The organism is Pseudomonas sp. R3-57, from assembly GCF_051132065.1.
Classification (GTDB): domain Bacteria; phylum Pseudomonadota; class Gammaproteobacteria; order Pseudomonadales; family Pseudomonadaceae; genus Aquipseudomonas.
In genome coordinates this window covers 2,932,434-2,951,891 of record NZ_CP071655.1, presented here as the reverse complement: position 1 = coordinate 2,951,891, position 19,458 = coordinate 2,932,434, and the positions used below count along the sequence as shown (strand labels likewise).

The following is a 19,458-nucleotide window of genomic DNA, read 5'->3' as shown; positions in this document are numbered from 1 at the left end:
GAGGTGCAGCGAAGCAAACCGTAGCCGCTGCGCCCGGATCGATTCCGCAGCGAAGGGACCCGAGCCTGCGAGGGCCGAACGCAGGAGCAAGCGTTTTGGGTTACCTTTTTGGCGTTTGAAAAAGGTGACCCGCCGTCAGGGCGGAACCCTAAGTAGCCGTGACCGCAGCAACGGATATGTACACAGCAAACCAAAAAACTCAGCGCCTGAAAGAAAGCCATCGCTTGCAGGCAAGCTCCCACATTTGGAATGCATTCTTCCCCTGAAACCCATGGCCGCCTGAACTGCATTCTTGCTGTGAAACTCATTACTGCCTGGAATACATTACAAATGTGGGAGCCAGCCTGCTGGCGATGAGGCCTGCGAAAGCGAAGAAGTTATGCTGCCAAACCACTCCGCCGATTACTCCGCGCCCTGCTTGGTGTTAAATAGGCGCCAGTCTTAACCTTGTCGCCTGAAGCCGTGCAACGAGAATTGCCATGAACAGCTATTGCTACAACGCCCAACCGCAAACGGCGGTACGCGCATGATCGAAGTTACTGAAGTGTCCATCGCGCAATTGCGCGCCGCACTAGAATCCGGCCAGACCACCGCGGTCGAGCTGGTCAAAGCCTATCTGGCACGCATCGACGCCTACGACGGCCCCGACACGCCAACCGCGCTGAACGCCGTGGTGGTGCGCAACCCCGAAGCCTTGAACGAGGCCAAAGCCTCCGATGCGCGCCGCGCCAACGGCCAGACCCTCGGCCCGCTCGACGGCATTCCTTACACCGCCAAAGACAGTTATCTGGTCAAAGGCCTGACCGCCGCCTCGGGCAGCCCGGCCTTCGCCGATCTGGTCGCCCATCGCGACGCCTTCACTATCGAACGCCTGCGCGCCGCCGGGGCGATTTGCCTGGGCAAGACCAACATGCCGCCGATGGCCAATGGCGGCATGCAGCGCGGCGTATATGGCCGGGCTGAAAGCCCTTACAACGCGGCCTACCTGACGGCGCCGTTCGCCTCCGGCTCGTCGAACGGTGCCGGTACCGCCACTGCCGCGAGTTTCGCCGCGTTCGGTCTGGCTGAAGAAACCTGGTCGAGCGGCCGTGGCCCGGCGTCCAACAACGGTCTGTGCGCGTATACGCCGTCGCGCGGGGTGATCTCGGTGCGCGGCAACTGGCCGCTGACGCCGACCATGGACGTGGTGGTGCCCTTCGCCCGCACCATGGCCGACTTGCTCGAAGTGCTCGACGTGGTGGTCGCCGAAGACCCGGACACCCGCGGCGACCTCTGGCGCCTGCAACCATGGGTGCCGATCCCGAGCGTCAGCGAAGTGCGCCCGGCGTCTTACGCCGAACTCGCTGCCGCCCCCGCAGCGCTGGCCGGCAAACGTTTCGCCATTCCGCGCATGTACATCAATGCCGATCCCGAGGCTGGCACCAGCGAAGCGCCGGGCATCGGCGGCCCGACTGGTCAACGCATCAACACCCGCGCCTCGGTGATCGAGTTGTGGCAACAGGCGCGTCAGGCACTGGAAGCGGCCGGCGCTGAAGTGATCGAAACCGATTTCCCGCTCGTCTCCAATTGCGAAGGCGATCGCCCCGGCGCGCCGACCGTGTTCAACCGTGGGCTGGTGTCGAAAGAGTTTTTGCATCATGAATTGTGGGACCTGACCGCGTGGGCGTTCGACGAGTTCCTGCAAGCCAACGGTGACCCGAAGCTCAATCGTCTGGTCGACGTCGACGGGCCGAAAATCTTCCCGCACGACCCGGGCACCCTGCCCAACCGTGAAGGCGATCTGGCTGCCGGCATGGATGAATACGTGCGCATGGCCGAACGCGGCATTACTCCGTGGAACGAGATCCCGACCGTCGCCGACGGCCTGCGCGGCCTCGAACAGACCCGCCGCCTCGACCTCGAAGACTGGATGGACAACCTTGGCCTTGACGCCGTGCTGTTCCCCACCGTCGCCGACGTCGGCCCGGCGGACGCGGACGTCAACCCGGCCTCGGCCGACATCGCCTGGAGCAACGGCATCTGGGTGGCCAACGGCAACCTCGCAATCCGTCACCTCGGCGTTCCAACGGTCACCGTACCCATGGGTGTCATGGCCGACATCGGCATGCCCGTCGGCCTGACCTTCGCCGGCCGCGCCTACGACGACTCCAGCCTGCTGCGCCTGGCCGCCGCCTTCGAATCTACCGGCAACAAACGCCAAATCCCCCCGCGCACACCGCCGCTGTCGGCCAAGGGGCAATGAAGATTTCAATCTGAAATGCAACCACTGTGGGAGCCAGCCTGCTGGCGATAGCTGACTGTCAGTCAATGAGCGGTTGAATGTTCAACCGCTATCGCTTGCAGGCAAGCTCCCACAGGTTTTGTGTGATGGCTGAATATTCAGGCACACCAAAAACCCTGCGGGAGCTGGCTTGCCAGCGATGACGCCAGCCCATTCACCACCGCACTCAAGCCGAACCAAGATCCATTGTGGGAGCCAGCTTGCTGGCGATAGCTGACTTTCAGTCAATGAACAGTTGAATGTTCAACCGCTATCGCTTGCAGGCAAGCTCCCACAGGTTTTGTGTAATGGCTGAATATTCAGGCACACCAAAAACCTTGTGGGAGCTGGCTTGCCAGCGATGGCGCCAGCAATTTCACCACTGCTCTCAAGCCGATACCCGATCAAATGTAGGAGTGAGCCTGCTCGCGATGGCGGTGTGTCAGCTTCGATGAAATTGACTGACACACCGCTTTCGCGAGTAGGCTCACTCCTACAAGGTTCTGTGTCACGGCATGAACTGAGCACATCCACCCAATCCCTCCCCCCGCAATTCCCCGATCATCCCGGCCATCCCCATCACCGCTGGCACACTGATCATGATCGACCGCGCCCCTTCGCGCCTTACCCTGCTTGCGCTGCTCTGCGGCCTCAACGCGAGCGCCCACGCCAGCGGTTTCTTCGACGATGCCAACGGCCAGGTCCTGAGCCGCAACTTCTACCTGAGCAACGACTACCGCTCCCCCACGCCCTCCGGAAAAAACTACAAACAGGAATGGGCACAAGGCTTTATCGGCACCTTCTCATCGGGTTTCACCGAAGGTAGCATCGGCTTCGGTATCGATGCCCACGCTTTCGCCGGACTGAAACTGGACGGCGGCAGAGGCCATTCCGGAACCGGCCTGCTGCCAGTCGACAGCAGCGGCCGTAGCGAAAACGACTACTCCAGCGCCGGCGGTGCGCTGAAACTGAAAGCCTCACGCACCACCCTCGCCTTCGGCGAAATGACCGTCGAAACCCCGGTGTTCGACACCTCCGACAAACGCCTGCAACCGGAATACGCCACAGGTTTTCTGCTCAACAGCGCCGAGTTCGATAACGTCAATCTGGTCGCCGGCCACTTCACCGCGTTCAAGAACCAGGACAGCTCCTCCGGCCATGGCGACTTTTACGGTTACGGCGCCAACACCGAAGCCGGCGGTATCAGTTTCGTTGGCGCCGATCTGTTCAGCGACAATCCGCTGGGCGGCGCACTGTACGCCTCGGAACTCAGCGACACCTGGCACCAGTACTACGGCAACCTGCACTTCAAACAGTCCGGCCTGCTGCTAGACGCCAACCTCTACCACACCCGCGACACCGGCCGCGCCCTGGCCGGCGAGATCGACAACACCGCGTTCAGCCTGTCCGGCAAATATGCCTTGGGTCCACATGCCGTCATGCTCGGCTGGCAACGCATCAACGGCGACACCCCCTTCGATTTCGTCGGCGGTGACTCGATCTACCTCGCCAACTCGATCAAATACGCCGACTTCAACGGCGCCAACGAACGCTCCTGGCAAGCGCGCTATGACCTCGACCTCGGCGCCTTCGGCATCCCGGGTTTGAAGTTCATGACCCGCTACGTCACCGGCAGCCACATCGACGGCACCCACGCGCCCAAGGGCGGCGCCTACAACCCGTTCGACGCCGACAGCGGCCAATACCAGCCACAGCAAGGCGATGGCGGCAAACACTGGGAACGCGATATCGACTTGAAATACGTCGTCCAGTCCGGCGCGGCCAAGGATCTGTCATTGCAGCTGTCGCACGTCACCCATCGAGCGAATGAGGCGCAGGCCGGGGATGATATTGACCGGGTTTATGTGGTGATTGAGTATCCGTTGGGCCTCTGACGGCTGCTTGATTTGAAATGCAATCAACCTGTGGCCAGCCTGCTGGCGATGGCTGCACATCAGGCACAACATTTGTGGCTGAACCACCGCCATCGCGAGCAGGCTCACTCCTACAAGGGTATTGGGCAAGTTCGCAAGGTTGGCGGCGGTTGACGGGTTTGGCCGCACTCCCTATCCTCGCGCCCTGTCACGACTCATTCGTGACCGGGTTTGACGGCTCGGCAATCCTCAAGGTGTGCATTGTTTTCCAAATGTCTTAGGAGCTACGCCGATGTCCGATCCAACTACAAAGTCCATTCCCCGTGACAAAGTCTCTCACCACCCTTTCACCGTCCAACCCGATATCCCCCTCCTCGACGCCCTCGAACACGCAGCCGTTTACCTCAACTGCGCCGAAGCCCTCGCCCATCAAGCCCCCAACGTCGCTCGTCCGGACCACAGCAGCTCCTTGCGCTGGGCCAGCCAGCAAATGCTCGCCAATGCACGTGCTTTGATCGTGGCCTCCATCGCCGGTCAGCAAGCCGCTCAGGCCAAGGTGGACGTATGAATGCGCACCTGTCGATGACTCACAACGAACACAGCATCCCCGTCCTGCTGGTGTCCACCCAAGCCCCGCTCGACGTCCTGCACAGCAGCGCCGCCAGCCGTTTTCTCGCGGTTACGCAGATGATGGAAAGCCTCGCCAGCCTGGATATCACCGCGGCTAAAGGCGCCGACGTGCAGCAACTGGCGCATGCGGCGGCAATGTTGCTGCGTGATGGTTGCGACGTGATGGATGTGTTGGGTCGGCAGATTCGTTTGCGCGTCTGATATCTGCAAGATGAAAAGATCGCAGCCTTCGGCAGCCCTGCACCGATTTGCTACCGAAGGCTGTGATCTTTTGATTTAAGGTGTCAGCGTTGATGGTCCTCAGTTGTCACCATTGGCCGAAGCGAACTAATAATCGAGACCCGACGATGCCTGCCATACGAAAATCCAGCATCGGGACTGAACACCGAGACCAACGAATCCAAGCTCAGATCGATGCAAGTCACGGCTGTAACGACAGCGAGTGCATTCAGGATTCAGTTGGACGTGAGCAAGAGCAAAACAGTCCGTTGGACGCCGTCCGCGCTGCGCTTGGGAAAGGCGAAATCAGTGGAAATCCTCAGCCATTCGATTCCAAGGCATTCAAAAACAGAATGCTGAATGGCCTGAAATAGCGAACTCGCCTGCAAGTTCGGCATATCCACAAAATGCCAAAGCACAAACCCTGTGGGAGCGAGCAGGCTGGCTCCCACACCAAACCGCAAAGGCCTTGAGAAAACTGGCGGAAGGCAGCCGAGGACTAACAGGGACAGACCACGTTTACCATGTCTTCGCCCGACTTTTCGCCTTTTAAACTTGAGTGTTTAAAAGAAACCTCCAGACACGCCTCCAAGGCTACAAATCCTTGCGCCATTGCCTACAGCCAAGCCAGAATCCGCCGGCTTGTGCGCTTTGGGGTCGGGTTCTATTGTGGTCCGGTCGTTGACGAATCAGCGATCGGGTTTAGCAGCTCGGCAACTTCAAGGCACGCGGTCCCGCCAGTTATGGCGGCTTTGCGTGGGGCACTTCGGTGCGCCGGGATCCTTGAGCCTGGTCTGCTAACCCGCGCACAGCCGCCACCCTCTTCGTTTAGCAGCGAAGGGTGACGGCTCCACACCTCGAGGAGCTCCACCATGATCAAACCAACGCCAAATCCACCCGAAACCGATCCCACCTCCCCCTACGAATCCCTCAACTCCACCAAACTCCACGACGCCGCCGACCGCGCCCTAGATCGCTACCTCTGCCCGCCCGGCTCCCCGCCACCGCTGCGTAAAAAACGCACCATGTACGCCGTGACCGCCGATTTCAAAAACGAGGAACTGCTGGCCAACGCCTGCGAAACCCTTGCCTCGGCCAGAACCATCGCCAATGACTTTGCCAACCTCATTCCGGCCTCGCAACGCAGAACGCTGCTGGGGATTGCGCAACTGATCATGCTTGGGGAATTGGCGGTGAGTCGGGCGCTGGATAATCTGGAGTTGCCGCAGTAACAAGCCCTAAGTTAAGCGCTGCGGCTACTGACGTCTTCGCGGGCAAGCCCGCTCCCACAGGGAATGGTGTCGATCAGCAACTTTGTGTCTACACGCAGAACCTGTGGGGGCGAGCTTGCTCGCGAAGGCGGTGGGTCAGTCACTGAGAGGTCGACGGGTACACCGCTTTCGCGAGCAGGCTCGCTCCCACATTAAACCGCCAATGCTTTAAGGAAACTGGCGGAAGGCAGCCGGAGTCGAACCTGCCCAGGAACGGATGCCGTCCCCAACCGGGTTTGAAGCCCGGCCGCGCCACCGGGCGCGATTGCCTTCCTTTGACTCATTGCGCGTTGGCATTGGCCAACGCGTTGTCGTAACGGATCTGCCGTGATTCGCCGATGCGCCTGGTCAGGCCCAGTCGGTCGAAATACTCCAGATACTGAATACAGCGTTTGCGTCCCAAGCCTAGCGCATCGCGGAAGGTTGTCACCTGGATCTGTGGATTTTCCGCGGCCAGTGTTAGCAACACCTCAGCCATCCGGCGCAGTTGTGCGTCATCCAGAAACAGATCGCGCACCACTTGATGCATCAATCCGAGTCGCGCGCGTTTGCGCAGCAGCAGGCGTACGGCGGCGTCGTCGTGGCCGAGCATTTTGGCGATGTCGCGGACCCACGGCGGGTCGAATTCGGCGTTGTCGAACAGCGGTTGCAGTTGTTGCCACAGGGTTTCGTCCTCGGCATTCAGGCGCACCTGATGTTCGGGCAGGTGCAGCCAGGGGCCGCTAGTGTGGATCGCGCCGGCGCTGAGCAGTTCGTCGAGCAGGCTGATGAACGTTGAACGCTCGAGCGCCAGACCGCTGAAACGCCGCAGGCGGTCACGGTCAGGGCCCATCTGGTCGGGTTCTTGTTCGTGGAACTGCGCGAGGCGTTGCAGCAGATTGAATTTCAGGTGCGCCCAGCGCTGCACGTTGAACAGCAGCGGACCTTGGCGGGTGTCGATCAGGCGTACGTTTTGCGCTAACGACCACGATGCGCGCGGGCGATTGAACTGGCGTTCGAGGCGCTGCGGATCGAGGCCGCCAGCGCTGTGGCTGAGCAGCACCGGCAAGGCCTGTTCGAGGCTGTCGCTGCCGGCCAGGGTTTGCAGTTGCGCCAGACGCTCCGGGCTGCGGCGTTGCCGGGCCGGGGCGAACGGATCGAGGACCGTGCCGCCGCCCAAGGTGCGTTGCGCGCTGGCGTCACGCAGGATCAGCCGGTCGCCCTGCACCGCGTGTACCGGCGCGTTGATCAGCAGTTGCGCGAACATGCGTTCGCCGGGGCTCAACCGTGGGCCTTCGAGCAAGGCGACGCGGGCGATCACGTCTTGGGTACCGAGGTGTACATGCACCGGATGAAAGTGTTCAAAAGTGCGTTCGCCGGGCAGCAGTTGAAAGTCGATGTCGACCCGTTGTGTCGGCGCGTGCAGCCAATCGCTCAGCAGCCATTGGCCGCGATGGAGCTGCGCCAGTTCCAGGCGCTCGCCGCTCAGGTTCAGCGCCACCCGTTGCCCGGCGAAGGCCTGTTCGGCGGGTTGATTTTGCGCATGCAGGCCGCGTACGCGAACGGATTTGCCGGACGGCGCGAGGGTGAGTTTGTCGCCGACTGACACGCTGCCCGACAGCGCCGTGCCGGTGACGACAATCCCGGCGCCGGCCACGCTGAATGCACGATCGATCGCCAGACGAAATCCACCCTCGCCACTACGCCCCTGTACCTCGTTTTGCGCCTGCAACAATGCCGCGCGCAACTCATCGACACCCCGCCCGCTCAGGCTCGACACGGTAAAGACCGGCGCGTCGGCAAACGGCCCAGGTGCGAGCAGATCCAGCACCTGACGCTCCACCTCTTCCACCCTGCCCGCCTCGACCCGGTCGCACTTGGTAATCGCCACCACGGCGCGGGGAATGCCGAGCAGTTCGACAATTGCCAGATGCTCGCGGGTTTGCGGCATCACGCCGTCATCGGCGGCAACCACCAGCAACACCAGATCGATGCCTTGCGCGCCGGCGAGCATGTTGTGGGTGAATTTCTCGTGGCCGGGCACGTCGATGAACCCGCTCAGGCCGGCGCCGGGCTGCAGTTCGGCGTAGAGATAACCAAGGTCGATGGTCATGCCGCGTTCGCGTTCCTGCGGGCGGCGGTCGCCGGTTTGCCCGGTCAGCGCTTGCAGCAGCGACGTCTTGCCGTGGTCGATGTGCCCCGCCGTGCCGACAATCAAGGTGTGGCCTGCAACTGTGACAATTGCGCGAGCCACGCCGGCTCATCGTCGAGCTGGCGCAGATCGAGCCACAACGCATCATCGTCGATGCGCCCGAGCACCGGGATCGGCAAGGCGCGCAACGCGGCTTCGAGATTTAGCAGATAGCGCCCGCGCAGGCGCTTCGACACCTGCGGGCGCATGCACAGCGCCGCACTCGGCAAACGCGCCACCGGTTGGCTGCCGCTGCCGATCATGCCCAGCGCTGCGACCGCACTGACGGCCCAAACCTCGCCCAATATCTGCGCCATTAACGGTTGCAAGCGTGTGGCCTGGGCGAAGATTTCCGATTGCGGACGAGTCAACAAACGCAAACTCGGCAAGCGCTCGGCCAGTCGATCAGGATCGCGATACAACCCGAGCACCGCCTCCAGCGCGGCCAGGGTCAACTTGTCCACGCGCAGCGCACGTTTCAGCGGGTTTTTCTTGATCTTCGCGATCATTTCTTTACGGCCGACGATCAACCCGGCCTGCGGCCCGCCGAGCAATTTGTCGCCGCTGAAGGTGACGATATCGGCGCCATCGAGCAGCGCCTGACGCACCGTCGGCTCGGCCGGCAATCCCCAACGCGTCAAATCCAGAAGGCTACCACTGCCCAGGTCCTCCAGCAACGGCAGGCCATGCTGATGGGCCAGCTCGGCGAGTTCAGCGGTCGGCACGCGGGCGGTAAAACCTTCAATGCTGTAATTGCTCGCATGCACGCGCATGATCAAACCGCTGCGCGGGCTGATCGCTGCTTCGTAGTCACGGGCGTGGGTGCGGTTGGTGGTGCCGACTTCGTGCAGGCGCACGCCGGCGCGGGCCATGATGTCGGGAATGCGGAAGGCGCCGCCGATCTCGATCAGCTCGCCGCGCGAGATGATGCCTTCCTTGCGCGCGCCGAGGCTGTTGAGGCTCAGCAGCACGGCGGCGGCATTGTTGTTGACCACGGTGACGGCTTCGGCGCCGGTCAGTTCGCGGATCAGGCCTTCGATCAAATCGTCGCGATCCCCGCGTTTGCCGCTGGCCAGGTCGAATTCCAGATTCAGCGGATAACGCGCGGCACGCTCCACTGCTTCGATGGCTTCGTCCGGCAACAAGGCTCGGCCGAGATTGGTGTGCAGTACCGTGCCGGTCAGGTTGAAGACGCGGCGCACCTGACTGCGTTGCTGTTGAATCAGGCGTTCGCCAACCCGGCCGGCGAGCACTTCAGGGCTGATTTCAATCGCCGAGAGTTGCCCGTTCAGCACGTCGCCACGAAGTTCATCGAGCAATTGCCGAAAGCTCGCCAGCAACGACTCACGCCCGTGGCGCTCAAGCAAAGCCACGCACGCCGGATGGCGCAAAAGCCCATCAATGGAAGGTAACCGCAGGGACATCCGCCACTCCTGGAGTCAATCGCTATCGCCCAAGAGTGTAGACGCTGCGGCTCATTCGTCTCCCGGCGCCAGCAACAGATTCGGCGCCAGCCGCTGAAAGCCGTCCTGCGCCAGGCGCATGTCCAGCAGCAGACTGCCGAGATCCGCCGACAACGCCTCGGCCTCGGCATCGTTTTCCAGATAGACCAGTTTCAGATAGCTGTTGCAGCCGGGGCAGACTTCCGCCCTTAACGGCGCCTGATTGGCGGCGTGGCGATCATCCTCAAGGCTCAGATAGTCGAGGCCTTTGCTCGATTCGCAATACACGCACTTGACCCGCACCACATGCCATTCGCAGGCGCACAGCGAACACACCAGATAACGCAAGCCGTTGTGTTTGCCGCGATGGCGGATCACCCCGGCCATCGCCGGAGAACCGCACGCTGGGCATTGGCTGAGGCTGTCGCCGGGTTTCAATTGCAGATGGGGCGCGCTGAGCAACCAGTGACTCCACGCCACTTGCAGCGCCGCACCGAGGAACGGCACCAGTTGCGCCGGCACCAGCGAATACTGGCCGCTGACCAGAGCGACAGCCCAGGAACGCCATTGACCGGCGCTGGCGACCCGCAACGTCGTCACTGCCTCAATAACGGCGGGTTGTTCAGAAGGCTCATAACGCTGCAACAGCGCCGAAAGATAAGCCTGCCAGCCCTCCTCGCGCACCAGCGTGTCGGCAGCGAACGGCGGCAAGCCATGTTGCTGGCAAGCCTCGATACGTTGCTGATCAAATGGCGCGGTCAGCGGCGGATCATCGAACACCTGCTGCTGAACCCGGCACAACCCGGCGATCAAACGCAGATACTCGGCCAGCGCATGCCCCTCGGCCAGTTGTTCCAGCCGTTGCGCGCGCAAGGCAAACAGGTTGTGCGGCGGCAGGTACAGGAACGGCGGCGAACTGGCCGCCGCTTCGATTTCCCCGGGTTCCAGAATAGTCGGCAAACGTCAGCCCTTTTTACTGATGGGTCGCTCTGGCACGTCCACGGGACGTTCATCGCGGGTGATGTCGCGGTACCACAGCGCGTGATGTTTTCTCGCCCAGGCGCGGCTGACCCGGCCATGCAGCATGGCGTCGACCGACCCCTTGATCCACAGCCCGGCGTAGATGTGCACGATGATGCTCAGCACCAGAATGAACCCGGCCAGCGCATGCAAGAGCATCGCCCAGCGGATCACGCTGATGCCGAAATACACGCTGAACCACGCGCGCCAGATCACCAGCCCGGTGAACAGCAGCGCGAGCATGCACAGCAGTAAAGTCCAGAACAGCAGCTTTTGCCCGGCGTTGTATTTGCCCACTGGCGGCACGCTGTCTTCGTCGTTGACCATGACCCGGTTGATCCGCCGCAGCCATTGCCGATCGTTGGCGATGAAAAAGTTTGTGCGCCAGAAGCTCAAGACCAGGCCGAGGAACAGCACGAACATGGCGATGCCCATATAAGGGTGCAGAATCCGCGTCCAGGTGCCGTCGCCGAACAGGTTGCTCAGCCAGAACAGCGCCGGGTGAAACAGCGCCAGCCCGGACAGCCCGGCCATGAAAAACAGGATCGCCACCAGCCAGTGATTGGTGCGCTGGTTGGCGCTGTAACGCAGGATCGTCTTGTGGCTCATGGCCGCTCCTCCCCGCGTGGATCGTAGGTGTGCACCGCCGGGTCGACGACATGCACCGCGGTGTCGGGCGGCGTCGGCCGTTCATCTTCCTCGACGCGATTGGGGCCGACGCGCACATAGTGGAAGAACCCGGCAATCACCGCCGCGCCCATTGCCAGCAGCGCCAAGGGTTTGCTGAGGCCTTTCCACAAATCTACCAGCGGACTGATTGCTGGGTGATCGGGCAAACCGGCGTAGAGTTTCGGCGTGTCGGCATGGTGCAAGACGTACATGACGTGGGTGCCGCCGACGCCTTCCGGGTCGTACAGACCGGCGTTGTCGAAGCCGCGGCTTTTCAGGTCGACGATGCGCTCGGCGGCATGCTCCTTCATGTCTTCCTTGGTGCCGAAGACGATGGCGCCGGTCGGGCAGGTTTTCACGCAGGCCGGTTCCAGCCCGACCGCCACGCGATCAGAACACAGCGTGCATTTGTAGGCCTTGTGATCCTTTTGCGAGATACGCGGAATGTTGAACGGGCAACCGGTGATGCAGTAGCCGCAACCGATGCAGTGATCCTGATTGAAATCGACGATGCCGTTGGCGTGCTGGATGATCGCGCCGGGGCTCGGGCACGCCGCCAGGCAACCCGGCTCGGCGCAATGCATGCAGCCGTCCTTGCGGATCAGCCATTCAAGGTTGCCAACGTCGGTTTCATGCTCGGTGAAGCGCATCAGCGTCCACGTGTCCGCCGTCAGGTCCTGCGGGTTGTCGTAGGTGCCGTGGTTGTGCCCGACCTCGTCGCGCAGCTCGTTCCATTCCGAGCAGGCGACCTGACAGGCCTTGCAGCCGATGCATTTGGTGGTGTCGATCAGCTTGGCGACGGCGTCCTGATTGCGTACCGACGGCGGCACGGTGGTGGTGGCCGAGCGGGCAATGATGTCTTGGCTGGCCATTTATAAGGTCTCCACTAGAGCTTCTCCACGTTGACCAGGAATGACTTGGATTCCGGGGTCTGGGTGTTGCCATCGCCGAGGAACGGCACCAGCGTGTTGGTCAGGTAACCGTGGCGCGTCAGGCCGGTGAAGCCCCAGTGCAGCGGGATGCCGATCTGATGCACGACCTGGCCGTTGACCTGCAGCGGCCGTATCCGCTTGGTCACCACCGCCACTGCCTCGATAAAGCCGCGCTTGCAACTGACCCGCACGCGATCACCGGCGGCGATGCCCTTCTCTTTCGCCAACACTTCGCCGATTTCGACGAATTGCTCGGGTTGCGCGATCGCGTTCAACTTGCAGTGCTTGCTCCAGAAGTGGAAATGCTCGGTCAGCCGGTAACTGGTGCCGGCATACGGGAAGTCCTTGGCCTCGCCGAGGCTTTCCCAGACCGAATCGAAGATCCGCGCCGCCGGGTTGCTGGTGGCTTTCTTGTTTTGCGGGTGCAGCGGGTTGATGCCGATCGGCGTTTCGAACGGCTCGTAGTGCTCGGGGAATGGCCCTTCGTTCATCTTGTCAACGGCGAAGAAGCGCGCCACACCTTCGGGGTTCATGATGAACGGGTTCATCCCGGCTTCCGGCGGCACGTCGGCCTTGTAGTCCGGCACGTCGGTGCCGCCCCAGGTTTTGCCATTCCACCAGACCAGGCGTTTTTTCGCGTCCCATGGCTTGCCCGCAAGGTCCGCCGACGCGCGGTTATAGAGAATCCGTCGATTGGCCGGCCACGCCCACGCCCAGCCTTGATGCTGGTGCATGCCATACGGATCGGCGTTGTCGCGGCGGGCCATCTGGTTGCCGGCCTCGGTCCAGCTGCCGGCGAAAATCCAGCAACCCGACGCGGTACTGCCGTCGTCCTTGAGCAAGCCGAACCCGGCCAGTTGCGTGCCGGCCTTGACCATGGCGCCAGTGGCATCGGTGAAGTCGGTCACCGCGCTGCCGTTGATTTCCTTGGCCAGCTCTTCCGGCGAAGGCTCGTCGGCGATCTTGTATGGCCACGACAGTTTCAGCAGCGGATCGGGGAATTTGCCGCCCTCGGTCTGATAGCGTTTGCGCAGGCGCAGGAACAGTTCGCTCATGATGCGAATGTCAGTCTGCGCTTCGCCGGGGCCATCGGCGCCTTTCCAGTGCCATTGCAGCCAGCGGCTGCTGTTGACCAGCGAGCCGTCTTCCTCGGCAAAACAAGTGGTTGGCAGGCGGATGACTTCGGTCTGGATCTCGGCGGTTTTCACATCGTTATATGGCCCGACGTTATTCCAGAACTCCGAGGTTTCGGTGGCCAGCGGGTCCATCACCACCAGCCATTTCAGCTTGGCCAGGGCGGCCATCACCCGGTTCTTGTCCGGCAGCGCGGCAATTGGGTTGAAGCCCTGGCACAGGTAGCCGTTCACTTTGCCCTGGCTCATCAGGTCAAACATCTTCAGGACGTCGTAGTTGGGAATGTCCAGTTTCGGCAAATGATCGAACAGCCAGTTGTTCTCGGCGGTGGCGTTGGCGCCGTACCAGGACTTCATCAGGCTGACGTGGAATTTGCTGTAGTTCTGCCAGTACGAAAGCTGCCCCGGCCGGAGCGGCACTTGCGTGCGTTTGTGAATGAACTGGGCGTAATCCTGCTCGCTGTCGCTGGCCAGGGTCAGGTAACCGGGCAGCGCGTTGGACAGCAGGCCGAGGTCAGTCAGGCCCTGAATGTTCGAGTGCCCGCGCAAGGCATTGACCCCGCCGCCGGGCATGCCGACGTTGCCCAGCAGCAATTGCACCATCGCCGCGCTGCGGATGATCTGCGCGCCGATCGAGTGCTGGGTCCAGCCGAGGGCGTAGAGAATCGTCATGGTCTTGCCCGGCGTCGAGCAGGTGGCGATCTCGTTCCAGATTTTCTGCATGGCGTCGACCGGCATGCCGCAGATCTGGCTGGCCAACTCGATGTTGTAGCGGCTGTAATGCTGCTTCATCAGTTGATAGACGCAGCGTGGGTCTTGCAGGGTCGGGTCGACCCGGACGAAGCCGTCCTCGGCGAACTCGTAGCCCCAGCCGGATTTGTCGGTGTAGCTGCGCTTTTCCGCGTCATAGCCGCTGAAAATGCCGTCCTCGAAGCCATAACCGGCTTTGACGATGAACGACACGTCGGTGTAGTTGCGCACGTATTCGTGCTGGATCTTGTCAGTGGTCAGCAGGTAATTGATCAGCCCGCCCATGAACGCGATGTCGGTGCCGGTGCGGATCGGCGCGTAATAGTCGGCCACCGAAGCGGTCCGGGTAAAACGCGGATCGACCACGATCAGCCGCGCAGCGTTGTGCGCCTTGGCCTCGGTCACCCATTTGAAGCCGCACGGATGCGCTTCTGCTGCGTTGCCACCCATCACCAGGATCAGATTCGCGTTGGCGATATCGGTCCAGGTATTGGTCATGGCACCACGGCCGTACGTCGGGGCAAGACTTGCCACCGTCGGGCCGTGTCAGACACGCGCCTGGTTATCGAACCCCAGCATGCCGAGGCTGCGAATCACCTTCTGGGTGATATAGCCAGCTTCATTGGACGCCGCCGAGGCCGCGAGGAACCCGGTGCTCAGCCAGCGATTCACCGTTTGCCCGTTGGCGTTCTTTTCGATGAAGTTGGCGTCGCGGTCGGCTTTCATCAGGTCGGCGATGCGATCGAGCGCTTCGTCCCAGCTGATTCGCGTCCACTCGCTGCTGCCCGGCTTGCGCACCTGCGGATATTGCAAGCGGCCGGGGCTGTGAATGAAATCGAGCAGGCCGGCGCCTTTCGGGCAAAGGGTGCCGCGATTGACCGGGTGGTCGGCGTCGCCCTCGATGTGAATGATGTTCTGCGCCACGTTTTTCCCGGCATCGCCCTGGCTGTACATGATCAAACCGCAGCCGACCGAGCAGTACGGGCAGGTGTTGCGGGTTTCATGGGTGTGGGCGAGCTTGAAGTGGCGCACCTGCTCGGCGAAGGCTGGCGTCGGGGCCATGCCCAACGCGCCCAGGCTTGAGCCTGCAAGGCCTAGACCTGCGACCTTGAAGAACTGACGACGGCTGAGATCCATCGTGCACTCCTGATCAGGTGGAACCCGGTACTGGTGCCGGGTTTTATCTGGACAATCACGGTGGCGACGCCTTGGCGTCGACTTTTTCACTGTAGACAATCAGCGCAGCGCCTGGGTGAAAACCGACCGTCGGGTGTTTTGCCGCGCGATTTGATGGCTTTGTACACACTCTGTGGGAGCTGGCTTGCCAGCGATGGCGTCGGCACATTCAATATTGATGGTGCCTGATCCACCGCAATCGCTGGCAAGCCAGCTCCCACAAAGGTTGCAGGTGGCCGTGAGGTTTTGTGTGCTCACGCAGGCCTTGCGGCTTATCATGACGCCCCTGAACAACCCGCCTTCACGAGACCGCGCATGACTTTCGATTTTGATCAGGTATTCGACCGCCACCAGACCGGCAGCACCAAGTGGAGCCGTTACCCGGCGGATGTTCTGCCGATGTGGGTCGCGGACATGGATTTTGCCGCGCCGCCGGTGGTGATCGAGGCCTTGCAGCAGCGCTTGCTGCACCCGCTGGTGGGCTACAGCGTGGCGCAGGACAATTTGCGCGAAGCGATCGTTGCCGATCTGTGGAACAAGTACGCCTGGCAGGTAAAGCCGCAGGAGCTGATCTTCCTGCCGGGGGTCGAGTCCGGTTTCAACATGGCGCTCAAGGCATTGGTGCAGCCGCAGCAGAACGTTGTGGTGCAAGTGCCGAACTACCCGCCGCTGCGCCAGGCGCCGGGGCATTGGGGCTTGAACAAGGTTGAGCTGGAGTTCGTCGCTCAGGCTGACGGCAGTTATCTCACGCCACTGACGGCGCTGAATGATGCGTTGGTCGGCGGCGGCGCGCTGCTGTTGAGCAATCCGCACAATCCGCTCGGCAAGGTGTTCGCTGCTCAGGAGCTGCGTGATGTGGCTGATATCTGCATGGCGCAGGATGCCTGGATCATTTCTGACGAAATCCATGCCGAGCTGTGTTTTGACGGTCGCGTGCATGTTCCGACGGCGTCGCTGAGCGCTGAGATCGCGCAGCGCACGATTACGCTGATGTCGGCGAGCAAGGCTTACAACATTGCCGGCCTGAAGACTTCGTTCATGATCATTCAGAACGCTGCGCTGCGTGAGCGCGTCAATCATGCTCGTTGCGGCATGGTCGACAGTGTCAATCCGCTGGGTATGGAGGCTACTCGGGTGGCGTACAGCGAAGGCGCGCCCTGGTTGGCGGAACTGAAGGTTTATCTGCAGGGCAATCGCGACTGGCTGGTTGAGGCTGTGCGCAGTCGTTTGCCGGGGGTGACGATCGATGTGCCGCAGGGGACTTATCTGGCGTGGCTGGATTGTTCGGCGCTGGATCTGGTTAATCCGCAGCAGTTCTTCCTTGAGCAGGCGAAGGTTGGGTTGAGTGCCGGGGTGGATTTTGGTGATCAGCATCAGCAGTTTGTTCGCTTGAATTTTGGTTGCCCGCGGTCGTTGCTGGAAGAAGGCATTAGTCGGATGGAGCGTGCGCTGGCGCGGCGCGGTGCTTGATTTCCCTGTGCAGGAGATTCCTGTGGGAGCTTGCCTGCAAGCGATGGCGGCCTTGTAGCCGCCCCATCACTTGTTGATGTACGCGGTTGATTTGTAGGAGTGAGCCTGCTCGCGATGGCTTTCTTTCAGGCGCTGAGTTGCGGGGACATATCCGTTGCTGCGGGTGTTGCGGCTGGCGGTTTCGCCCTTACGGCGAGTCACCTTTTCCAGACGCCGAAAAGGTAACCGAAAAGGCTTGCTCCTACGTACGGCCCTCGCGGGCTCGGGTCCCTTCGCTGCGGGATCGATCCGGGCGCAGCGGCTACGGTTTGCTGCGCTGCACCTACTTCCGCTGTGTACGACTTCGTCGTACGGTCGCTGCGCTCCCACGCCCGGATCAATCCCTCCGCTCAGCCTTCCGATGTCGCTGGTTAGGCAAGATCAAGATCAAGGGCACTCGAGCTGGCGCTCATTGTTGAGTGGTTAGAAGCGGGTGGTTGGCTTGGGATTTGCGGTGTGGCGGCCCCTCACCCCAGCCCTCTCCCCCTGGAGAGGGAGCCGATCTTTGGGCTTTTCAAGTTGTGTGTACAACTCGGTATTGCATGTTGGCGTACGTCTGCCAATCAACGCGATCAGTCCCCTCTCCCTCCGGGAGAGGGCTAGGGTGAGGGGCTCTTGATTTTCGATAGACGACCCGGTGCTACGCGATCCCCGTGGGAGCTTGCCTGCAAGCGATGGCGCCATGACATTCAGCCTTTATGTCAACGGACACACCGCCATCGCCAGCAGGCTGGCTCCCACATTCGTTTTGCATCTTGTTCGAATCCGATCGAACTCACGGCAAATGCCCCGGGTCAACCCGAGACACTTGCCTTGAAACGAAGGAGACCCTGCGATGAGCGACTATCCAAAACCACCCTTCCCCAAACAAGCCCAACCCGTGCCTGGCTCGCAGCGCAAGATGGAGCCGTATCCGGACTGCGGTGAGCAGAGTTATGTCGGTTCTGGCCGGCTGGCTGGCAAGATTGCGTTGATCACTGGCGCTGACAGCGGCATCGGTCGTGCCGTGGCGATTGCTTTCGCGCGTGAAGGCGCTGACGTGGCCGTGGCGTATCTGAATGAGCACGAGGACGCCAAGGAAACCGCGCGCTGGGTCGAGCAGGCCGGGCGTCAGTGTCTGTTGTTGCCGGGTGACATCGCCGAGAAAGCCCAGTGTCAGGCGCTGGTCGACAAGACTGTCGAGCGCTTTGGGCGTATCGATGTGCTGGTCAATAACGCTGCGTTCCAGATGACCCATGAGAATTTCGAAGAAATTCCCGATGAAGAATGGCTGATGACCTTCGATGTGAACATCACAGCGATGTTCCGCATCTGTCAGGCGGCGATCAAGCACATGCGTCCGGGTTCGTCGATCATCAATACCAGTTCGGTCAATTCGGACATGCCCAAACCGACCCTGCTCGCCTACGCGACCACCAAAGGGGCGATTGCCAACTTCACCGGTGGCCTGGCGCAGATGCTAGGGCCGAAGGAAATCCGCGTCAACAGCGTGGCGCCGGGGCCGATCTGGACGCCGTTGATTGTCTCGACCATGCCCGAGGAAGAAGTACAGAACTTCGGTGGCAGCACGCCGCTTGGCCGTCCCGGTCAACCAGTGGAAGTCGCGCCGATCTATGTGCTGCTGGCCTCGGATGAAGCCAGTTACATCACCGGTCAGCGCTACGGCGTCACCGGCGGCAAACCGATGCTTTGACCGCCGGCGAGAAAAACTGAACCCAGCGGCGTGGCGTGCCTCCATACCTGTAGAGCCCGACGGGCCAACAGGATCTGGAGGTCGTCATGTCCGCACCTATCGTCAAGCTGTTCACCCGACCCAACTTCGCCTGGACCGATATCCGCCGCGAAGAAGAAGCCCACCCCAGACATTACCTTGCGCACCTGCTGCTGCTCGCGCTGATTCCGGCCGTATGCCTGTTCATCGGCACCACCTACGTCGGCTGGAGCCTGGCGGTCGGCGAGAACGTGCGATTGAGCACGGCCAGCGCGTTGCAGTTGTGCATTCTGCTGTACCTGACCATCGTCGTCGGCGTGGCGATCATGGGCGGTTTCATTCGCTGGATGTCGCGCACCTTTGACGCGCGGCCGACGCTCAATCAATGCATAGGTTTTGCCGCTTACACCGTAACGCCGTTTTTCGTCGCCGGGATTGCCGGGCTGTATCCCAGTCGCTGGCTGGCGATTCTAGTGCTCGGTGCTGCATCGATTTATTCGACTTTCCTGTTGTTTGTCGGGCTGCCGACGTTCATGCACGAGCGCAAGGAACAAGGCCTGCTCTACTCCGCCTCGGTGTGGGGCGTCGGCCTGCTGGTGCTGGTGACCCTGCTGGTGTCGATGATTCTGCTGTGGTTCAACGTGCTCATCCCCGAGTACCTGCGCACGACCGCAGGTTGAGTCGATGAGTGC

Annotated in this window: 15 protein-coding genes and 1 tRNA gene; 9 read left to right on the top strand and 7 right to left on the bottom strand. The window is 61.6% G+C overall.

What is annotated here, in order from left to right; translation table 11 throughout:
* Window positions 1–526 precede the first annotated feature (526 nt).
* The 6 genes from J3P93_RS13385 (at window position 527) to J3P93_RS13360 (ending at window position 6,215) form a co-directional block, all read left to right on the top strand.
* Window positions 527–2,242, top strand: a complete 1,716-nt coding sequence (locus tag J3P93_RS13385; protein WP_434598109.1) for an amidase — start codon at window positions 527–529, stop codon at window positions 2,240–2,242.
* A 617-nt stretch (window positions 2,243–2,859) separates the two neighbouring features.
* A complete protein-coding gene (locus J3P93_RS13380; RefSeq protein ID WP_434598107.1) occupies window positions 2,860–4,155 on the top strand; it encodes an OprD family porin in 1,296 nt (431 codons plus the stop codon).
* A 271-nt stretch (window positions 4,156–4,426) separates the two neighbouring features.
* Window positions 4,427–4,702, top strand: coding sequence for a DUF3077 domain-containing protein (locus J3P93_RS13375; protein ID WP_434598105.1), 276 nt, complete (start codon window positions 4,427–4,429; stop codon window positions 4,700–4,702).
* Entirely contained in the window at window positions 4,699–4,965 is a 267-nt protein-coding gene (locus J3P93_RS13370) for a short-chain dehydrogenase (protein WP_434598102.1), read from the top strand. The genes J3P93_RS13375 and J3P93_RS13370 overlap by 4 nt, the downstream gene beginning before the upstream one ends.
* A gap of 92 nt (window positions 4,966–5,057) precedes the next feature.
* A complete protein-coding gene (locus J3P93_RS13365) occupies window positions 5,058–5,357 on the top strand; it encodes a type II toxin-antitoxin system ParD family antitoxin (RefSeq protein WP_434598364.1) in 300 nt (99 codons plus the stop codon).
* A 498-nt stretch (window positions 5,358–5,855) separates the two neighbouring features.
* Entirely contained in the window at window positions 5,856–6,215 is a 360-nt protein-coding gene (locus J3P93_RS13360; protein ID WP_434598101.1) for a DUF6124 family protein, read from the top strand.
* A 217-nt stretch (window positions 6,216–6,432) separates the two neighbouring features.
* On the opposite strand, the gene J3P93_RS13355 is transcribed toward J3P93_RS13360, so the two are convergent.
* The 7 genes from J3P93_RS13355 to fdnG all read right to left on the bottom strand — a co-directional run bounded on the left by J3P93_RS13355 (window position 6,433) and on the right by fdnG (window position 15,507).
* Window positions 6,433–6,528, bottom strand: a tRNA-Sec gene (locus J3P93_RS13355).
* A 6-nt stretch (window positions 6,529–6,534) separates the two neighbouring features.
* Complete coding sequence (gene selB / locus J3P93_RS13350) at window positions 6,535–8,451, bottom strand: selenocysteine-specific translation elongation factor (RefSeq protein ID WP_434598362.1); 1,917 nt, start codon at window positions 8,449–8,451, stop codon at window positions 6,535–6,537.
* Window positions 8,448–9,848 carry an L-seryl-tRNA(Sec) selenium transferase gene (selA, locus tag J3P93_RS13345; protein ID WP_434598099.1) on the bottom strand — a complete coding sequence of 467 codons (1,401 nt, stop codon included), beginning with the start codon at window positions 9,846–9,848 and terminating at the stop codon, window positions 8,448–8,450. The genes selB and selA overlap by 4 nt, the downstream gene beginning before the upstream one ends.
* Window positions 9,849–9,899: 51 nt before the next feature.
* The gene (gene fdhE, locus J3P93_RS13340; RefSeq protein WP_434598098.1) at window positions 9,900–10,826 is read right to left on the bottom strand and encodes a formate dehydrogenase accessory protein FdhE; all 927 of its coding nucleotides are present in this window, start codon (window positions 10,824–10,826) and stop codon (window positions 9,900–9,902) included.
* A gap of 3 nt (window positions 10,827–10,829) precedes the next feature.
* Entirely contained in the window at window positions 10,830–11,495 is a 666-nt protein-coding gene (locus J3P93_RS13335) for a formate dehydrogenase subunit gamma (protein WP_434598096.1), read from the bottom strand.
* Window positions 11,492–12,427 (bottom strand): formate dehydrogenase subunit beta, encoded by a 936-nt coding sequence (gene fdxH, locus J3P93_RS13330; RefSeq protein WP_434598094.1) that lies wholly within the window; start codon window positions 12,425–12,427, stop codon window positions 11,492–11,494. Before fdxH ends, J3P93_RS13335 begins: the two co-directional genes overlap by 4 nt.
* 14 nt (window positions 12,428–12,441) lie before the next feature.
* Window positions 12,442–15,507: a formate dehydrogenase-N subunit alpha gene (gene fdnG / locus J3P93_RS13325; protein WP_434598092.1), complete on the bottom strand. Its 3,066-nt coding sequence runs from the start codon at window positions 15,505–15,507 to the stop codon at window positions 12,442–12,444.
* 354 nt (window positions 15,508–15,861) lie between these two features.
* On the opposite strand from fdnG, the gene J3P93_RS13320 reads away from it, so the two are divergent.
* The 3 genes from J3P93_RS13320 (at window position 15,862) to J3P93_RS13310 (ending at window position 19,446) form a co-directional block, all read left to right on the top strand.
* Entirely contained in the window at window positions 15,862–17,016 is a 1,155-nt protein-coding gene (locus tag J3P93_RS13320) for a MalY/PatB family protein (protein ID WP_434598090.1), read from the top strand.
* Window positions 17,017–17,890: 874 nt separating this feature from the next.
* A complete protein-coding gene (locus J3P93_RS13315) occupies window positions 17,891–18,748 on the top strand; it encodes a glucose 1-dehydrogenase (protein WP_206416235.1) in 858 nt (285 codons plus the stop codon).
* Window positions 18,749–18,834: 86 nt separating this feature from the next.
* The gene (locus J3P93_RS13310) at window positions 18,835–19,446 is read left to right on the top strand and encodes a Yip1 family protein (protein ID WP_434598086.1); all 612 of its coding nucleotides are present in this window, start codon (window positions 18,835–18,837) and stop codon (window positions 19,444–19,446) included.
* The last annotated feature ends 12 nt before the right edge of the window (window positions 19,447–19,458 follow it).